Origin of the sequence: Chitinophaga nivalis (assembly GCF_025989125.1) — a bacterium.
Taxonomy (GTDB): Bacteria; Bacteroidota; Bacteroidia; order Chitinophagales; family Chitinophagaceae; genus Chitinophaga; species Chitinophaga nivalis.
In genome coordinates, this window is record NZ_JAPDNR010000001.1 from 424884 (window position 1) to 441094 (window position 16211).

Genomic DNA, 16211 nt, shown 5'->3' on the forward strand with positions numbered 1-16211 from the left:
TTTCAGAAGGGTGTAAAAGTACGAAAAAGGAGCTATTTTCTACAAAAGACAAAGGAGCAAAGTCCCACAATGGCTGTGGTTTCTTTGCTCCCTGCGATATCTTCTTAAAAAGATTTTTATTCAGGCTTCGCTCCCAGGGCCTTCATAAAACGGAAATGTGATCTTACGGCGCCAGACATTGTGGGAATGGAATGATAAGGCAGATTATGTTCCGCACATTTAGCCGCTACTATTTTGCTGATAGCGGGATAATGCACATGACTGATGCGGGGAAACAGGTGATGTTCTACCTGATAGTTTAATCCGCCTGCAAACCAGGAAATCAGTTTATGACCAGGAGCAAAATTAGCAGTAGTACGGATCTGGTGAATGGCCCATTCGTTTTCAATGACTTTTGCATCCTCTCCGGCTACTTCAAAAGTGGTTTCTTCCACCACATGTGCCAGCTGGAAAACAATGGCCAGTGTAAAGCCCATCACCAGGTGCATAACGGTAAAGCCAATGGCCCACGCCTGCCATCCAACGATTGCCACCGGCAATGCGATGTAGAATACGATGTACAGTACTTTACTTCCCCAGAAGATCATATGATCGCTCATCTTCATGGGCTGCAGTGGCGTAGTATATACTTTACGTCCCAGGTATTTCACGAAGTCCATGATAAATACCCAGGCAAAAGAAGAGATAGCATATATAAGAATCACATATATGTGCTGTATCCGGTGCATCGGTACCCACTTCTGGGTACTGCACTGCCGCATTAGCGGGCTTTTGGCAATATCATCATCCACACCATCCACGTTGGTGTAGGTATGATGGATGATGTTGTGTTTCTGTTTCCAGATGAACGCATTACCACCCAGGGCATTCAGGGAAAGCCCCAGGAAATCATTCACTTTACTATTGGAAGAATAGCTGCCATGACAGGCATCGTGCATGACGTTAAAACCGATACAGGCCAATACGAAACCCAGTACAGCACATCCTGCCAGGGTTATCAGCGGTGGCGCCGGTGCAAATAATACCGATAAATACAATAAAACAGCGCCCGGAATCAGCACGGCTGTTTTAACATACAGTTCCCGGTTACCCGTTTTACGGATATTATTTGTTTTGAAATAGTCCTCTACAGCCAGTTTCAGTGCCGGAAAGAAAAGTGCATTTTTGTTGTTGAAGGTTACCTTTGGCATAATCTTTTTGTTAAGCCGGCATACAGTTGTAGAATATCCCGGAGGGATACAGTGTGCATATCCCACTGTAAGTAACAGTTTTAAAACCGTAAATCACGGATTTCCGTGACTGGAAAGGCTTATTTAACAAATAATTATAGCACAAAAATTTCCGCAAAGTGTACTTGTAGCACAGTTATGGGTATTCAAACCGGGGCTCCTCGCGGCTGCAGCTCTTTTCCCGGACTAAATGGCCGGCACTACTGCAAAATGGCAGCAAACAATGTATCAGGGTATTTTACGAAGCACGGCAACATGCAGGCAATGACCTATCAGGGGTATGCTGATGGTTTGCAGGTATCCGGAGGTGGAATCCGGCGCACGATTTTCCGTTGGCCCCGGCTCAATGGCGGGTAATACGTGTTTTCAGCATTTTACGGGCGAAGTGGATACGACTTTTCACAGTTCCCAGCGGTTCGTTGAGAATGGCGGCAATCTCATAATATTTGTATCCTTCGAAATACAGCAGAAATGGCTGTTTGAAGATAACCGGCAGGTTATATACGGCCATTTGTACATCTTTCACCCGGAGATCGGATTCCGCAAAGTTGCCTACTGCTGATGGCTGGTGACTTAACAGATAGTCGCCGACAGCATTATCCAGTAATCTGTACTGGCGGTTTCCCCGACGGTAATTGTTGATAAAGATGTTGCGCATGATGGTATACAGCCAGGCGCGGATATTGGTACCAGCCAGGTATTTATCGCGGTTAGACAAAGCTCTGAACAGGGTTTCCTGATAGAGGTCTTTGGCTGATTCCGCGTCTTTGGTGAGGGTAACGGCGTATGGCCGCAGGAAATCAGCATTTCCCAATAACAAATTGTTGAATTCGGTGGATGACATAACGGTTAACTTTAATTGATTGATAATAAGCCACAGCAAAGGCTGCCTTCAAACAGGCCGGAGGAAAGGAATAAGGCTGTTACGACGGACATGGGGTGAATACCGGATTATACCTATAACCGGGACATAGACCCCAGGCGGCATCAATAGCCTTAATAACCGGCTTCAACAGGCATTCTTGCCAGTTTTTTTGTTTTCATCGTGTAAGCGTTTTAGTTAGAAAATAAACAAGCATATGGGGTAATTAGAATGACAACAGGGCGAACGGTCTTTAATTCAAATATTGGAAGGTTGTAACTATAACTCAACGTTTGCGCAGCCGTAACGACAAAGAGATCAACATGACACCTGATACCACCGCGTAGATACCGAATAACCAGGTAAGCGTTACTGCTGCTGCCACCGGATTGGAAAAAAGTAATAAACCAAAGATAACTGTGAGGCAACCACCTGCGATATACCAGCCTTCACCGGTGATTACTTTTCTTAATCTGATAGCAATAATGATTTCAATAAGTCCGGCCAGAATGGCCCAGAAGGCCGCCAGATAAATCAGGGCTGCTCCTGTAATAAAAGGATTATAGAAGGTAAGGATACCTAATATAACACCGGCAATACCGGATAGCAGGAATATACCCCAGTTTTCATTTGTTTTGCGGGCCGCTACCGCTCCGATGATAGCAAAGATGCCCGCTATTAATAAATAGGCTCCTATAAAAATGATAAAGGTTGTAAAAGTTACGCCTGGCCAGCATATAGCCAGGATGCCCAACAGCAGCGCAAACAAACCTCTTAGTAAGAAGATCCACCAGTAAGCGTTAAAAAAATTATGCATGCATTCTCAATTTATAATTTCGCAATGAGCAGCTTCAACATGGCAGGGGTATATACAATCGCGTATATTATAAATAGGATTTCCGTTTCATACATTTTGAACAACCAGGATAGCCTAAAGCTCTATTCTCTATTGCAATGCTCGTGCATACTATGTAGCTCCGTTACAACATGACACCGAAGTGCCTGCGGACAAACACCTCAAAGGATAATAAAGGCTCAACACATACAAGGTGGCGGTGTTTTCATAAATGGTAATTTATATGTTTATCAAATAACGGGGCACAAGAGACGACGTATTTTCTTATTCACCGCCTGATACTATAAATACCGATTGAACAACAACAGCTTAGTTAAAAATGTTTAATGGGGAGCCAGCTCTCGACTAAAAAATAATCCGCCTGTAACGAACAACTTATCACACGATGATTCATTCATTATTCGAACAAAACAAAAGACACGTATTGATTCTTAAGGCTAATGGACTCTATACACAATTTATAAAATTTTGTTAAAAAAACAAAACCTTTTTCGCCAATAACTATATAATCTACAGAAACTTAACATTGGCAATAACTGCCATGGCTATACGAAATTATTAACACGAAAATGATCAGCACGCTTTTAATAAGCCAGTAGCGGGCTATCAGGCTATTCTTCATGCCTGTCTACTACCGGACGCAGCTCCCTGTTCGCAATATCCCAGGCAGTATAGAAAACAAGCTGTGCCCTTCTGGTCAACAGATCGAAATTGATTTTATCTACCGTATCCGTGTGCTGATGATAGTCGGCGTGTGTACCGTTGAAGTAAAATATGATGGGAATATTATGTTGTGCAAACATGTAATGATCGGAGCGATAATAAAACGCTTCCGGATCATCGGGACTGTTATACTTATAATCCAGTTGCAAACCGGTATAGGTATCATTGGCTTTTTCATTGATCGGACGTAACTCGGAGCTGAGTTTGTTATCTCCGATGATGTATACGTAGTTCGTATCTTTTTCATGCGCCGGATCAATCCGGCCTATCATATCTATATTCAGGTCTACCACGGTTTGTGCCAGTGGATATACCGGATGTGAAGTATAATACTTGGATCCCAGCAATCCTTTTTCTTCTCCCGATACGGTCATAAACACCATACTGCGGCGCGGGCCATGGCCTTCTCTTTTAGCCTGTGCAAAAGCAGCGGCAATGGAAATCACGGCACTGGTACCGGAACCATCGTCATCTGCGCCATAGAATATTTTATCACCCCGCTGACCCAGATGATCGAAATGTGCGGTGATGAAAACGATTTCGTCTTTTTTATCGGAGCCTTCCAGATAGCCCAGTACATTACAGGGACGCAGGGTCATAAATTCCTTCCGGAATAAAATATGGATACCCGTATCAATCATCGCCGGTTTTCTTTTTCCACTATGGATATCGGCCAATAAACTGTCGCTTTCGCCAATGCCGAGGATCACGGCTGCCATCGCCGGCGACACAAAGTACACATTCAGTGCGCGAACAATGGTATCGCGCTCCAGATAGGTACCTGTTTTACGCAGCTGACGCTGATCCAACGCGCGGTACCGATCTACTGCGGGTGTAATCACCAGTAAAGCACGGGCGCCTTTTTCCTTTGCCACCTTGATTTTATCTATCAACCGGCTTTTGTCGGCAGCAATGCCCGGCACAGTGCCTTCCCGGATCAACACCACGCCATTGCTGGCGTCCAGGTTGCGGTAATCATCCCGGCCATCTGCCACAATTCCATATCCGGCAAATACCACTTTTGCGGTGGCAATATCATCTTCGTGACTGGTACGCAGGTCTGCTATAAAGCCATCTCCATATTCAAATGTTTTTCCTCTTACAGTCATGGTGCCCTGTTTCAGGCTATCGGAATACAACGGGTAATGTTGTTCCCATTTACCCTGTACACCTGGTTGCAGCCCAATTTCCCGAAACTGGCCGGCAATATAGGCGGCCGCTCTTTCCTGACCACGGGTAGCTGTTTCACGACCTTCCATCTCCGGCCCTGCAATGATATACAGTTGTTTTTTCAAGGCAGCATTGGTAATGGTTGTCCCATATTTTTCTGCCACGGAGCTTTTGGCGGCGGGATGTGGTTTGTTATCCTGCGCGTGCGCAGCAGCCGAGAGTAAGATACAGGCAATAATAACCCGGAAGACGCTCATGATAGTCAGATTATGGTTAGATGTCGGGGATGGATAGTTGCTCATAAACGAAGAGCCGGAAAATATTTCCGGCTCTTTAATATTACAACAATTTCGTGTACTCGTAAAGGTAAAAATGAGGTATGGTCTGCACGATTACAGGCAGGCCATTTTACTTACCCGGTTCTGATGACGGCCACCTTCAAATGGCGTGTCTATAAATACATCTACCATTTGTTTGGCTACAGCTGTATCTACAAAGCGGGCCGGTATGCACAATACATTTGCATTGTTGTGGGAACGTGCCAGTCTGGCCAGTTCTTCTCCCCAGCAAATAGCTGCACGTATACCCTGGTGTTTATTGGCTGTAATAGCCACGCCGTTGGCGCTTCCACAGATCAGGATACCAACACCGGCAGTACCTCTTTCCACCGCAGTGGCTACCGGATGGGCATAATCAGGATAATCCACTGATTCACCGGAATGGGTGCCATAGTCTTTTACCTGGAGGCCTTTTGCTTCCAGGTAGGATATTACTTCTTCTTTATACTCAAATCCTGCATGGTCTGCTCCAATGGCTACAGGCAACGCCAGGTTAAAAGTAGTATGTTCCATATCAGTATAGTTTACAGTTAACAAATTAAGACCACTCTTCTACTTCCGGTTTGGCCAGTTTGTTTTCCCGGTCTTTCAGTGCTTTCTTGGATATAAAGATACTGATTTCGTAAAGACAGTACAGCGGCACAAATACGATCAGCTGATCTACCAGATCGGGTGGTGTAATCACCGCAGCCAGGATCAGGATCACTACAATTGCATGGCGTCTGTAGGAACGCAGAAAAGCAGGTGTCAGTATTCCCAGCTTGGTCAGGAAAAATACCAGGATAGGCAATTCAAATAATAATCCCATCCCCAGTATGATCTGTGTCATCAGATCAAAATAATCATCAATAAAAAACTGGTTAATCGCTTTATCTGTTACCGTATAGGAAGCCAGGAAGTTAATAGTGAAAGGCGCCATCAGGAAATAGGCGAATGCAATTCCCAGGAAAAACTGAAACGATACCCAAAAGATCACACCTCTTGCTCCTTTCAGTTCTTTTTCTTTCAACGCAGGTTTTACAAAGCGCCAGAATTCCCAGAAGATATAAGGGAATGCACATACGAAGCCGATGATGAAAGCCAGTTTGAACTGCAACATAATCTGTCCGACCATCTTAAAGTTCTGGAACTGTACTTTCACCGGTGTAATACACAGGTTATCTCCCAGCCCTACGAGGTGGCTCAGTTTACAGAGAACGATATAAGAAGGGAAATCAGCGTTGGTGGGTCCGAAAATTACATTATCCAGAATCTCCTTTGTATAAACAAATCCAATTATGCTGAATGCGACCAGTGCAAGTGCTGCTCTAACCAGGTGCCACCGGAGATCTTCCAGGTGGTCAAAGAAAGACATTTCTGCCTTGTCGTCGTTATTGGAGAAAATTTTCTTTAACATGCTTAATATGATCGATCAATATTGAAAACAGATTCTTGTTCAAGATCACAAATATAGCGGTTGAACACAACAAATAACAGCGGTTGGCCGATAAAGCCACTGTTTTAATTGTCTTTTAAATCTGTATGTAATAGCTGTAAACGCTTTAGTGAATGCTAAGGGAGCTGATATCGTATAGGTGAAAGCGTAGTGAGTGAAGCGTTAGGGCAAAAAAAAGAGCCAGCCCGAGAAGAATCAAGAGCCGGCCTTTCATCCATTGTTTGTTAACCCCAAAAAAGTTGAATTCGAGAATGTCTTTAGCTTCCAGTTTGTCGTACTTACCTAATTGATGGCAAGCGTTCAGAATAAGTAAGAGTCGCTGGATGCGTTTTTTATATTGTAATACAAAAATAACAAGAATTATTTTATTATCAATGTTGGAACACTTTTTTTACAACCTTTTAACAAAAATCAAATCATTGTGTTACATCATCTATGGCAAATGTATACAATCCGTGTTAAATTCCTACTACTTTTTTGAAAAACGTTTTAGCAAAATTGTTATTGGCTCGTTAATATCTAATATTATACAATTTCTTATATCATATTAATATCCGATAAGTCAGCATTATTGGTTAGTATTCCTATACCAAAATCTTCATCTTCACCATCTCAATCCGCGTGTCTGTTACGTTTAGAATATCAAACTCATAATCATCAATGATAATCCTTTCCTTAATCTTCGGAATGGTTTCATGGTGATTAATGATGTAACCGGACAGTGTTTCACTTTCATCTTCGGGGAAGTCGAGCTCATATTTCTCGTTCAAATAATCTAGCTCCAGTCTTCCGGAAAAAATGTATTCTTTTTCTGCAATCTGTTTTTCTACAAATTCTTCTTCATCGTGTTCATCTTTGATTTCACCAAAGATTTCCTCCAGTACATCTTCAATGGTCACGATACCTGCAGTGCCACCAAATTCATCCACTACCCACGCGATGCTCTTGCGTTCTTTATTGAACTTGCTCAGCAGATCAATGGCACTCATGGTTTCCGGCACGGCCAATATAGGATGGATAATGCTGTTGATATCCTTCGGCGCCTTGAACATATCCAACTGATGAATATACCCCAGGATATTGTCGATGCTGCCTTCATAGATAATAATCTTAGACAGTTTCGTATCCATGAATTTATCCCGTGCATCTGTAATAGGCCGTTGAATTTCCAGCGCTTCAATTTCTTTACGCGGGATAAGACAGCCCCTGATTTTTACGTGCGCAAGCGACAGGGCATTCTCAAACAGTTCTGTATTCAGCTCCTGATTTTCGCCCAGGTGTTGCTGCGACTGCCGGATGAAATGCTCTACATCCACGCGGGTAAAGGATTCCCGGGTATCCAGTATGCGTACGTTAAACAGGTATTTCAACATCCACTCGGATATTGATACGAGTACATTCCCTATTATATATAATGGCTTTGCCACTAAAGAAATAGGTAATGCGAAAAAACTCAGTAATGTTTCCGGTCTTGACCGGAATACTGCCCTTGGAATAAAGAATCCCAAAAACAGGATCACCAGCGAGGCCAGTAATATTTCCAGGAAAATGACCAGCGGCAGCATTTTCGCAGTTTCTGCCGTGGCTGCATTGGCTTCCCAGACCGGCTGAAAAACCCCTGCTACCAGAATACTGTAGATGACTACTGTAATCGTCAGTCCTACCAGGCTGGTTGCCAGAAAGCGGCTGGGATTCTCATTGAATCCAGCTAATATTTTACCTGTAGCCCGCCCCTGCTTTTTCTTGAGTTCAATGCTCAACTTATTAACGTTGGCAAATGCAGCCTCAATTCCGGCGAAGAAGCCTGTCAGCAATACCAGGAAAACCAAAATAATGATTGTGTATCCGTCCATCCTAACAAAAATAATGAATTAGGGAAACCAACGATCACGCAGCTATTTTATATTTAAAAAGTCTGTCACCAGCGTTTTTACTTCTTCGTATGCCCTTTCCAGTTCATCATTTACCACTATTTTGTCAAACTCATGAGAGAAAGAAAGTTCATACCGTGCTTTGGCCAGGCGTTCATCCAGGGAAGCCTGTGTTTCTGTACCGCGCTCACTGAGACGTACCCGCAAGGCATCCAGGGAAGGTGGCTCAATGAATATCGTTAAGGCGTTGGCGTGGTATTTCTCTTTAATAGACAATGCTCCTTTCACATCTATATCTACCATTGGAATCTGTTCCTGTTGCCAGATGCGTTCCAGTTCACTTTTCAGGGTACCATAGTATTTACCGGCGTATACCATTTCATATTCTGCAAAAGCATGCGCTTCGATCTGCTGATGAAATTCATCTGTGGACAGGAAATAGTAGTCTTTACCATGTACTTCATTGGCACGTGGCGTACGGGTACTGGCAGAAATAGAGAAGGCCAGCACAGGCATGTTGGCCAATAATTTCTTTACGATAGTAGTTTTGCCGGCACCGGAAGGAGCCGTAATAATGATAATCTTTTTTTCCATTGTGATATTAAAAGTCAGAAATTGCCGGTTGCTTCAAATGCAAAACCCAAAAACCAGTAGAAATGTTTTACCGGAATTTGGGTTTTGATGCAGTATATACTGCGGTTTATACTCTTTTGATGTCTGCCCCCAGTTTTCTCAACCTTTCGTCGATATACTGGTAGCCACGATCTATCTGGTCTATGTTCTGGATAGTGCTCTTGCCTTCTGCGCTGAGTGCAGCGATGAGCAGGGAAACACCGGCGCGGATATCCGGGGAGGACATGGTAATACCCCGCAACGGATGCTGCCGGCCCAGGCCTATCACGACCGCTCTGTGCGGATCGCACAATACAATCTGTGCCCCCATGTCGATCAGTTTATCGACAAAGAACAGGCGGCTCTCAAACATTTTCTGGTGAATCATCACACTGCCTTTCGCCTGCGTAGCCACCACCAGCACGATGCTGAGCAGGTCCGGTGTGAAACCCGGCCATGGGTGGTCTGCAATGGTCAGGATAGAGCCATCCAGGAATGTTTGTATTTCGTAGTCTTCCTGGGAAGGAATATAGATATCGTTCCCTCTTATCTCGAGCTGGATACCCAGCTGACGGAATTTTTCAGGAATGATACCCAGGTTTTCGATCCCGGCATTTTTGATAGTGATTTCACTTTGCGTCATCGCAGCCAGTCCGATGAAGGAGCCGATCTCGATCATATCGGGGAGCATGGCATGTTCGCAGCCTCCCAGGGAGGTTACGCCTTCGATGGTGAGCAGGTTGGAACCTACCCCATTGATCTTTGCACCCATGCGGTTGAGCATTTTGCAAAGCTGCTGCAGGTAAGGTTCGCAGGCTGCATTATAGATGGTAGTAATGCCGGAAGCCATTACAGCAGCCATTACGATATTGGCTGTACCGGTCACACTGGGTTCATCCAGCAGCATATAAGTGCCTTTCAGGCCACCAGGGGCCGTTTCCAGGCGGAAGTAATTATCGTCGGAGTCATATACAAACCTGGCACCCAGCTTTTCGAAGCCGATGATGTGGGTATCCAGTCTGCGGCGCCCAATTTTGTCGCCGCCTGGTTTGGGGATAAAAGCCTTCCCAAACCTTGCCAGCAAAGGACCGGCAATCATAACAGAACCACGGAGACGGCCTGATTTCTTTTTAAATTCCGCGCTTTCCAGGTATTCCAGGTCAATATCATCTGCCTGAAATTCGCAGGTATCACGGGTGATACGGTTGGTTTTTACGCCTGCATCTCCTAACAACTCAATCAGCAGATTTACATCTACGATATCCGGAATATTGGTGATAGTAACCTTTTCAGGGGTCAGCATCACTGCACTGATGATTTGTAAAGCTTCGTTTTTGGCACCCTGGGGTACTATTTCCCCTTTTAAGCGGTTGCCACCTCTTACTTCAAAAGCACTGCTCACTTGTTCCTGTTTTTGCTGTATTTGTTATTGTGCTTGTTATTATTGTTCTTCCCGCTGTTATTGTTGTTTTTGAACTTGTTGTTCTGCTGGAAGCCTTTACGTTTGTTGGTACGGAACTGTTCTCCGCCGCCGGTATTCGTATTACCGCTGCCGGTATTGCCAAAACCTCCGGTGGAAGGAACTGCGACACTGTGTCCGGGATGGAACTCCAGTTCATTGTTGGAGATAGCCAACAGTTCTGCCTTGATAGCATCGTCATGTACACTTTCCTTATGCCAGTTGGTATAGGCCAGTTTCATGTAGTTACCGATACATTGGGTAAATCCTTCTTTTTTTTCGGGATTATCTTCATGCAAGGCTTTATCGATGATCATTTCCAGGTTTTTACCGAAGTGACGGTTCCTGGGATATTTTTTAGGATAAGGCAGTCTGTCTGGTTTCGCACGCAGTTTTTCTACGGTTGGTACCGGATAGGGGGATTCCACTTTCAGGGTGAATCCGGAAATGTTAAAGATATGGTCCCACAATTTGTGTCTGAAATCTTCCACATTTCTAAGATGCGGATTCAGCGTACCCATGAGTTCTATCACAGCCATCGCGTTACGCTGGCGCTCCTCGTCGTCTTCTATGGTTCCCAGGTATTCCACCATTTTCTGGATATTCCTGCCATATTCTTTCATTATCAGGTAATTACGCGTGGTATTGTATTCCATTAGTATTAATTATAAACATGATTTGATGATGGGACATCTTAAGTGAAGTAATAAATCGGCAACATCCATGCAAACATAATAAAAAAATATGAGGATCATTCCACTGCAGGCTATTGTTTATCGTATTGCCAGGGCGCCTGTATTACCGCGCGAAAAGCGCAGCAGGCAAGAGAATTTTAATTCCGTGCTCCCTGTTCGGTATACTTTTCCTAGTTTTATTCTATGCAAACGAATAAACTCCCCATACTTTTTTTACATGGGGCGCTGGGCGCCTCCTCCCAGTTTCCGGCGCTAACCGCCGAACTGGCCCCTCATTATGACATACACCTGCTGGATTTCAGTGGGCATGGCAATACCCCGTTTTCTGAGAACGGATTCAGTATTCCTGTATTTGCAGCAGAAGTACTGGCCTATCTGGAAAGCCATCAACTGGACTTTGTACACCTCTTTGGATACAGCATGGGGGGCTATGTAGCCATGTATCTGGCCCGGCATCATCCGGAAAAAATCGGTCATGTTATCACCCTGGGCACCAAATACAACTGGAATGAAGCCACTGCCGGCAAAGAAGTAAAACAGCTGGATCCCGCGCTGATAGCAGAAAAAGTACCTGCTTTTGCGGCGCAGCTGCAGGAGCGGCATACCGGCAAAAACTGGCAGGACGTGGTGTTACACACCGCCCGTTTAATAGAAGACCTGGGACATCAGTCGCTGCTGAAACTATCGGATTATGCGCAGATAGCTTCTCCCTGTATGCTCATGATGGGCGACAAAGATGGTATGGTGAGCTTTCAGGAAACGATTGAAGTATATAAAGCCTTACCGCTGGCACAGTTCACCGTGTTGCCCGACACGGCACACCCGCTGGAAAAAGCAGATGTGCCGTTACTGGCTTATTATATAAGAAGGTTTACCACACAAAAACTATAACGCGGTATTACTCGCCCATAGCCAGTTTACCCCAGTTGTCCAGCTCTTCTGTTGTCCAGAGTTCCGGGAAAAACACGATGCGCTTGTTTTTCGGAGGCAGGTACTGTTGCCAGTTGGTGCCACCGGTAGCAGCAATATCTTCCGGTTTTTTGTGCAGGTATCTCACGGCAGATTTATAGTGCATCAACGGCCAGCGCACATTGATGTTCAGATCATATTCCTTTAGCATGGGTATTACTTCCTGTTGCTCTTCCGGTGACAGCTGCTGATAACGCGCCTGCATACTGAAGCCTTCATAACGGGTAGCCAGGCTCAGAAAAGGTTCCATGTATTTCAGCTCAAACTGGCGCAGGGTCAGGGTTTTCTTACCGCTCGACAGTTCAGTAGCCCCGTTGCGCCAATAGATGTTGTCCAGTACTGTTTTCAGGGGTTCTGCTGCCAGTGCCTCCCGCTGTGGCTCGTACACCAGGTTCAGTAACCGGGTGGAACAGATTTCGATCATCCGGAACTGCCCACTCTGGAAACCGCTGGCCGGCAACAACGCCATCCGGAACTGCAGGAATTGTTCCTTATCCATACCATCTACCATGATTTCAAAGGAATGGACCAGGTTGCGGAAATAATTATTGATCCGTTTGAGCTGCGTCTTAAAAATATCTACTGTCAGTACAGGTGCATGGCAGATCTGCTCGATTGCCTGCAATGATAATTTAAAGTACAATTCCGTAATCTGATGATAAATGATGAAAATATTTTCATCAGGAATCGGCGTGCGTGGGTGTTGCAGGTTTAGCAAGACATCCAGCTGAATATAATCCCAGTAAGTCAGGTAATCCGCATAGAGCAGGCCATCCAGATAAGCGGATAGGCTTTGCCCCATAGCAGCATATTTTTCTTCCAGCCGTTGTATTTTTTCGGCAATTTCTGTTGTAACCATGGCCGGAAATTAATGAATATGCCCGAATAATTTACCTGGGGTCAACCTCCTGTTTGCGGATTATTATTCCACTACATTAATAGTACGGTAAAAGCTCTCTTCCAGTGAAATCAGGGTTTCGGTTCTTTCAATGCCTTTGATCTTCTGCAACTCATCATGCAGGATGCGGCGCAGCTGCGTAATGTCCTTACAGATGATTTCCGCGAACATGCTGTAGCTACCGGTCGTATAATTAAGACGTACCATTTCCGGGATCTTTCTTAATTCTTTAGCTACGGTATCATACATGGAACTTTTTTCAAGATAGATACCGATAAAGGCAATTACATCGTAGCCGATCATTTTCAGATCTACATGCAATTTAGTACCTTTAACTACACCCAGCTCTTGTAATTTCTTCATTCTCACGTGGATAGTACCTCCGGAAACGAACAATTTCTTCCCCAGATCAGCGTAAGAGATTTCAGCATTAGACATCATCTCGCTGATAATCTGTAAGTCCAGTTTGTCAATATTCAAATTGTGGCTCATTTTTACAATTTGTTTTTGATTGTATTAAAGTTATATGCAAATATTTAAAAAATATCGAAAATTCAAAAATTTTTCTTAAAAAATTTGCAAGAAACTTGCCTTCTCCTTAGATTTGCATCATAATCATCACGAAACAACCTACGAAAAGCGACGGCTGGTAATGATTATAACAAACATTGTGGGATGATGAAATTGGCAGACATGCCCTCTTGTCTCGGGGGTGGGGAGTCCAGGATAAACGTTGTATAGTTGGGTTGACCACTAATCTTATTTATACAATGGCTAACTGCCCCGTGGAGGTTCGACTCCTCCTCCTACAGCTTAAATTGGTTTAAAGCGTTCACAGATCTTGCATCGGTGAGCGCTTTTGCTTTTATACTCCCTCCGGAAGCCCTTATCAACCGGCTGTTTTCCCCCTTCTTCTGTTTATTTTCTTCTTTCGGCTTATTTTTGCGGAAATGGGACAGAAAAAATTACAACGCTTTGCCGAAATAGAAACATTCCCGAATGTATTAATATACCCGGAAGGAATGCAGGGAAAATGGCAGGAACACTTTGGAAACAACCACCCGGTTACACTGGAACTGGCCTGCGGAAAAGGAGATTATACCCTTGGCATGGCCCGGATGTTTAAAGACCAGAACTTTATTGGCGTAGACCTGAAAGGTAACCGCATCTGGAGAGGCGCCAAAACCGCCCTGCAGGAGCCTTTAACCAATGTTGCCTTTTTACGGACGCAGATCGATAAACTCAATAATTACTTTGCAGCGGGAGAGATCAAGGATATCTGGATTACCTTTCCGGACCCTTTCCTGCGTAATTCCAAGTCAAAAAAACGCTTAACGCACCCCAAGTTCCTGCAGCTGTTCCAACCACTGCTGGCACCGGGCGCCACTATCAACCTGAAAACGGATTCTCCCCAGCTATATGCTTTTACACAGGAAGTAATTGCCGCTGCAGGTTGTACCCTGATCACCGATATTCCGGATGTATACGCCCTGCCCGATGTACCGGCCCTGCTTCGTATCCAGACTTATTACGAAGGCATGCACCTGGCAGACGGCAGAACCATCCGCTATCTTAAATTCCAACTGCCGGCTGCGCCGCTGGACTGGCGTAGCATCAAATTACCATCTGATGAAGCAACCGTTGACAGAGAAGATTGACTTTTATTATAATGAAGAAGGGTTAATGGTTCTTACAGAAAAGTTTCACCTGGACCGGGGCTATTGTTGTGGCAACGGATGTAAACACTGTCCTTTTAATTATGAAAAAGTACCCGAACCCAAAAGATCAGCACTCCTTGCCGGCCGCAAAGAAAGAGAAGGCCGGCAGTGAACCTGCTTCTTTTTTTGATGCCGTGTTTAAAATAGTACGGAAGATTCCAAGGGGACGAGCCACCTCCTACGGCGCTATCGCAGAGGCCAGCGGCCTGCGGATCACAGCCCGTATGGTAGGATGGGCCATGAATGGCGCCGGTAAAGCCAAACCTCCGGTACCAGCTCACAGGGTAGTAAACCGTAATGGGGAACTAAGTGGTAAAGGCCACTTCCCCACTCCCACATTAATGCAGGAATTACTGGAACAGGAAGGCATCATGGTAAAAGAAGATAAGATAGAAAATTTTAAAGCTGTATTTTGGGACCCGGGAGCACGAATCACAAGCGCTAGTAAAAAGAAGCAATAATTTTTCATTTTCCAACACCGGAGCCAATCCGTTGAAGCACTGCTTATCTATATGACGATACTCAAACTAAAGCTGGACCAGGATCAGTTAGTGGAGGATTTTTTTGAGAGCACCCACCTGATCGGTATTGCTTCCACCGCTCCGGATTACCAGCTATGCTGGCATATCAACCGTTACCTGCATACTAATTTCAGGGTCAACAACTCCCTGGAAATTACGCTTTCCAAAAAGACCAGATCCTTTCATTTTACGGTGCTGGAATTTCATGAACCGACCAACTCTGTTGCACACTATTTTTATAATAATCATTGCCAGGCAGAATTTCTACTCCCCGAACTGAAAAATATTCACTTTCTTTGGATGATTAAGGGTGATTACTATCAGCCTGATGATGTAAAGAAATTATTGGAAGAATTACGTCATGTTCCACTTGTACAATTAGTATCTTTACTCGACATAAAGGAGATCAGGAACAAGATGAACCTCATCTTTTAAGACAGGACACTCGCATATACAGCCGAGGTTGCAGCATAATTTTACCAAATCCTCTTGACAGAACCCTGGAATTTCATCATAAAACTCCGTTATGTGGCAAGAAAAAAATAAACAGCTTTACAGGGCATTTGAATTCAACGACTTTCGGGAAGCATTTGCATTTATGACTAAAGTAGCCCTGGTAGCAGAAAAAATGGATCATCACCCCTACTGGGTAAATGTATACAATAAAGTGGAAATATATCTTAGCACACACGATGCAGGAAATGTGATCACCGCCAAAGATGAAGCACTCGCGAAAGCTATTGATACATTGCTATAACCAAATTTATACACCATTTGTGAAGCGCATTTTTTTAATGCTGCTGTTGTACTGTTACACTGCAGAGTCCTTTGCCATACAACAACATGCCCCAGCAG

18 protein-coding genes are annotated in these 16211 nt (G+C 44.4%); 6 read left to right on the forward strand and 12 right to left on the reverse strand.

Annotated features, from left to right (window positions below):
• Nucleotides 1-116 precede the first annotated feature (116 nt).
• The 10 genes from OL444_RS01750 to OL444_RS01795 all read right to left on the reverse strand — a co-directional run bounded on the left by OL444_RS01750 (nucleotide 117) and on the right by OL444_RS01795 (nucleotide 11211).
• Nucleotides 117-1190, reverse strand: coding sequence for a fatty acid desaturase family protein (locus OL444_RS01750; protein ID WP_264734964.1), 1074 nt, complete (start codon nucleotides 1188-1190; stop codon nucleotides 117-119).
• Between the two features lie 382 nt (nucleotides 1191-1572).
• Nucleotides 1573-2073, reverse strand: coding sequence for an RNA polymerase sigma factor (locus tag OL444_RS01755; RefSeq protein ID WP_264734963.1), 501 nt, complete (start codon nucleotides 2071-2073; stop codon nucleotides 1573-1575).
• 304 nt (nucleotides 2074-2377) lie between these two features.
• Nucleotides 2378-2908, reverse strand: coding sequence for an HdeD family acid-resistance protein (locus OL444_RS01760; protein ID WP_264734962.1), 531 nt, complete (start codon nucleotides 2906-2908; stop codon nucleotides 2378-2380).
• Nucleotides 2909-3558: 650 nt separating this feature from the next.
• On the reverse strand, nucleotides 3559-5097 hold the full coding sequence (locus tag OL444_RS01765) for a M28 family peptidase (protein WP_264734961.1): 1539 nt from the start codon (nucleotides 5095-5097) through the stop codon (nucleotides 3559-3561).
• Nucleotides 5098-5232: 135 nt separating this feature from the next.
• A complete protein-coding gene (gene rpiB, locus OL444_RS01770) occupies nucleotides 5233-5691 on the reverse strand; it encodes a ribose 5-phosphate isomerase B (protein ID WP_264734960.1) in 459 nt (152 codons plus the stop codon).
• Between the two features lie 25 nt (nucleotides 5692-5716).
• A complete protein-coding gene (gene tatC, locus OL444_RS01775; protein ID WP_264734959.1) occupies nucleotides 5717-6574 on the reverse strand; it encodes a twin-arginine translocase subunit TatC in 858 nt (285 codons plus the stop codon).
• Nucleotides 6575-7197: 623 nt separating this feature from the next.
• Complete coding sequence (locus OL444_RS01780; RefSeq protein ID WP_264734958.1) at nucleotides 7198-8466, reverse strand: hemolysin family protein; 1269 nt, start codon at nucleotides 8464-8466, stop codon at nucleotides 7198-7200.
• 42 nt (nucleotides 8467-8508) lie between these two features.
• Nucleotides 8509-9078 carry a guanylate kinase gene (gmk, locus tag OL444_RS01785; RefSeq protein WP_264734957.1) on the reverse strand — a complete coding sequence of 190 codons (570 nt, stop codon included), beginning with the start codon at nucleotides 9076-9078 and terminating at the stop codon, nucleotides 8509-8511.
• Between the two features lie 106 nt (nucleotides 9079-9184).
• Nucleotides 9185-10498: a UDP-N-acetylglucosamine 1-carboxyvinyltransferase gene (gene murA, locus OL444_RS01790; protein WP_264734956.1), complete on the reverse strand. Its 1314-nt coding sequence runs from the start codon at nucleotides 10496-10498 to the stop codon at nucleotides 9185-9187.
• Complete coding sequence (locus OL444_RS01795; RefSeq protein ID WP_264734955.1) at nucleotides 10495-11211, reverse strand: DUF4290 domain-containing protein; 717 nt, start codon at nucleotides 11209-11211, stop codon at nucleotides 10495-10497. The genes murA and OL444_RS01795 overlap by 4 nt, the downstream gene beginning before the upstream one ends.
• A gap of 222 nt (nucleotides 11212-11433) precedes the next feature.
• Here OL444_RS01795 and OL444_RS01800 point away from each other — a divergent pair, with 222 nt between their 5' ends.
• Nucleotides 11434-12141 carry an alpha/beta fold hydrolase gene (locus tag OL444_RS01800; RefSeq protein WP_264734954.1) on the forward strand — a complete coding sequence of 236 codons (708 nt, stop codon included), beginning with the start codon at nucleotides 11434-11436 and terminating at the stop codon, nucleotides 12139-12141.
• A 7-nt stretch (nucleotides 12142-12148) separates the two neighbouring features.
• Here the strand turns inward: OL444_RS01800 and OL444_RS01805 are convergent, their stop codons facing one another.
• Both OL444_RS01805 and OL444_RS01810 read right to left on the reverse strand, forming a co-directional pair.
• Nucleotides 12149-13078, reverse strand: coding sequence for a tryptophan 2,3-dioxygenase family protein (locus tag OL444_RS01805; protein ID WP_264734953.1), 930 nt, complete (start codon nucleotides 13076-13078; stop codon nucleotides 12149-12151).
• A gap of 63 nt (nucleotides 13079-13141) precedes the next feature.
• On the reverse strand, nucleotides 13142-13609 hold the full coding sequence (locus tag OL444_RS01810; protein ID WP_079471223.1) for an Lrp/AsnC ligand binding domain-containing protein: 468 nt from the start codon (nucleotides 13607-13609) through the stop codon (nucleotides 13142-13144).
• A gap of 458 nt (nucleotides 13610-14067) precedes the next feature.
• Between OL444_RS01810 and trmB the strand changes: the two genes are divergently transcribed.
• The 5 genes from trmB (at nucleotide 14068) to OL444_RS01835 (ending at nucleotide 16113) form a co-directional block, all read left to right on the forward strand.
• Complete coding sequence (gene trmB, locus OL444_RS01815) at nucleotides 14068-14775, forward strand: tRNA (guanosine(46)-N7)-methyltransferase TrmB (protein ID WP_264734952.1); 708 nt, start codon at nucleotides 14068-14070, stop codon at nucleotides 14773-14775.
• A gap of 25 nt (nucleotides 14776-14800) precedes the next feature.
• A complete protein-coding gene (locus OL444_RS01820; protein WP_264735323.1) occupies nucleotides 14801-14947 on the forward strand; it encodes a DUF5522 domain-containing protein in 147 nt (48 codons plus the stop codon).
• Nucleotides 14877-15296 carry an MGMT family protein gene (locus tag OL444_RS01825; protein ID WP_264734951.1) on the forward strand — a complete coding sequence of 140 codons (420 nt, stop codon included), beginning with the start codon at nucleotides 14877-14879 and terminating at the stop codon, nucleotides 15294-15296. Before OL444_RS01820 ends, OL444_RS01825 begins: the two co-directional genes overlap by 71 nt.
• Before the next feature lie 51 nt (nucleotides 15297-15347).
• A complete protein-coding gene (locus OL444_RS01830; RefSeq protein WP_264734950.1) occupies nucleotides 15348-15791 on the forward strand; it encodes an IPExxxVDY family protein in 444 nt (147 codons plus the stop codon).
• A gap of 91 nt (nucleotides 15792-15882) precedes the next feature.
• On the forward strand, nucleotides 15883-16113 hold the full coding sequence (locus OL444_RS01835) for a 4a-hydroxytetrahydrobiopterin dehydratase (protein ID WP_264734949.1): 231 nt from the start codon (nucleotides 15883-15885) through the stop codon (nucleotides 16111-16113).
• Nucleotides 16114-16211: the final 98 nt, after the last annotated feature.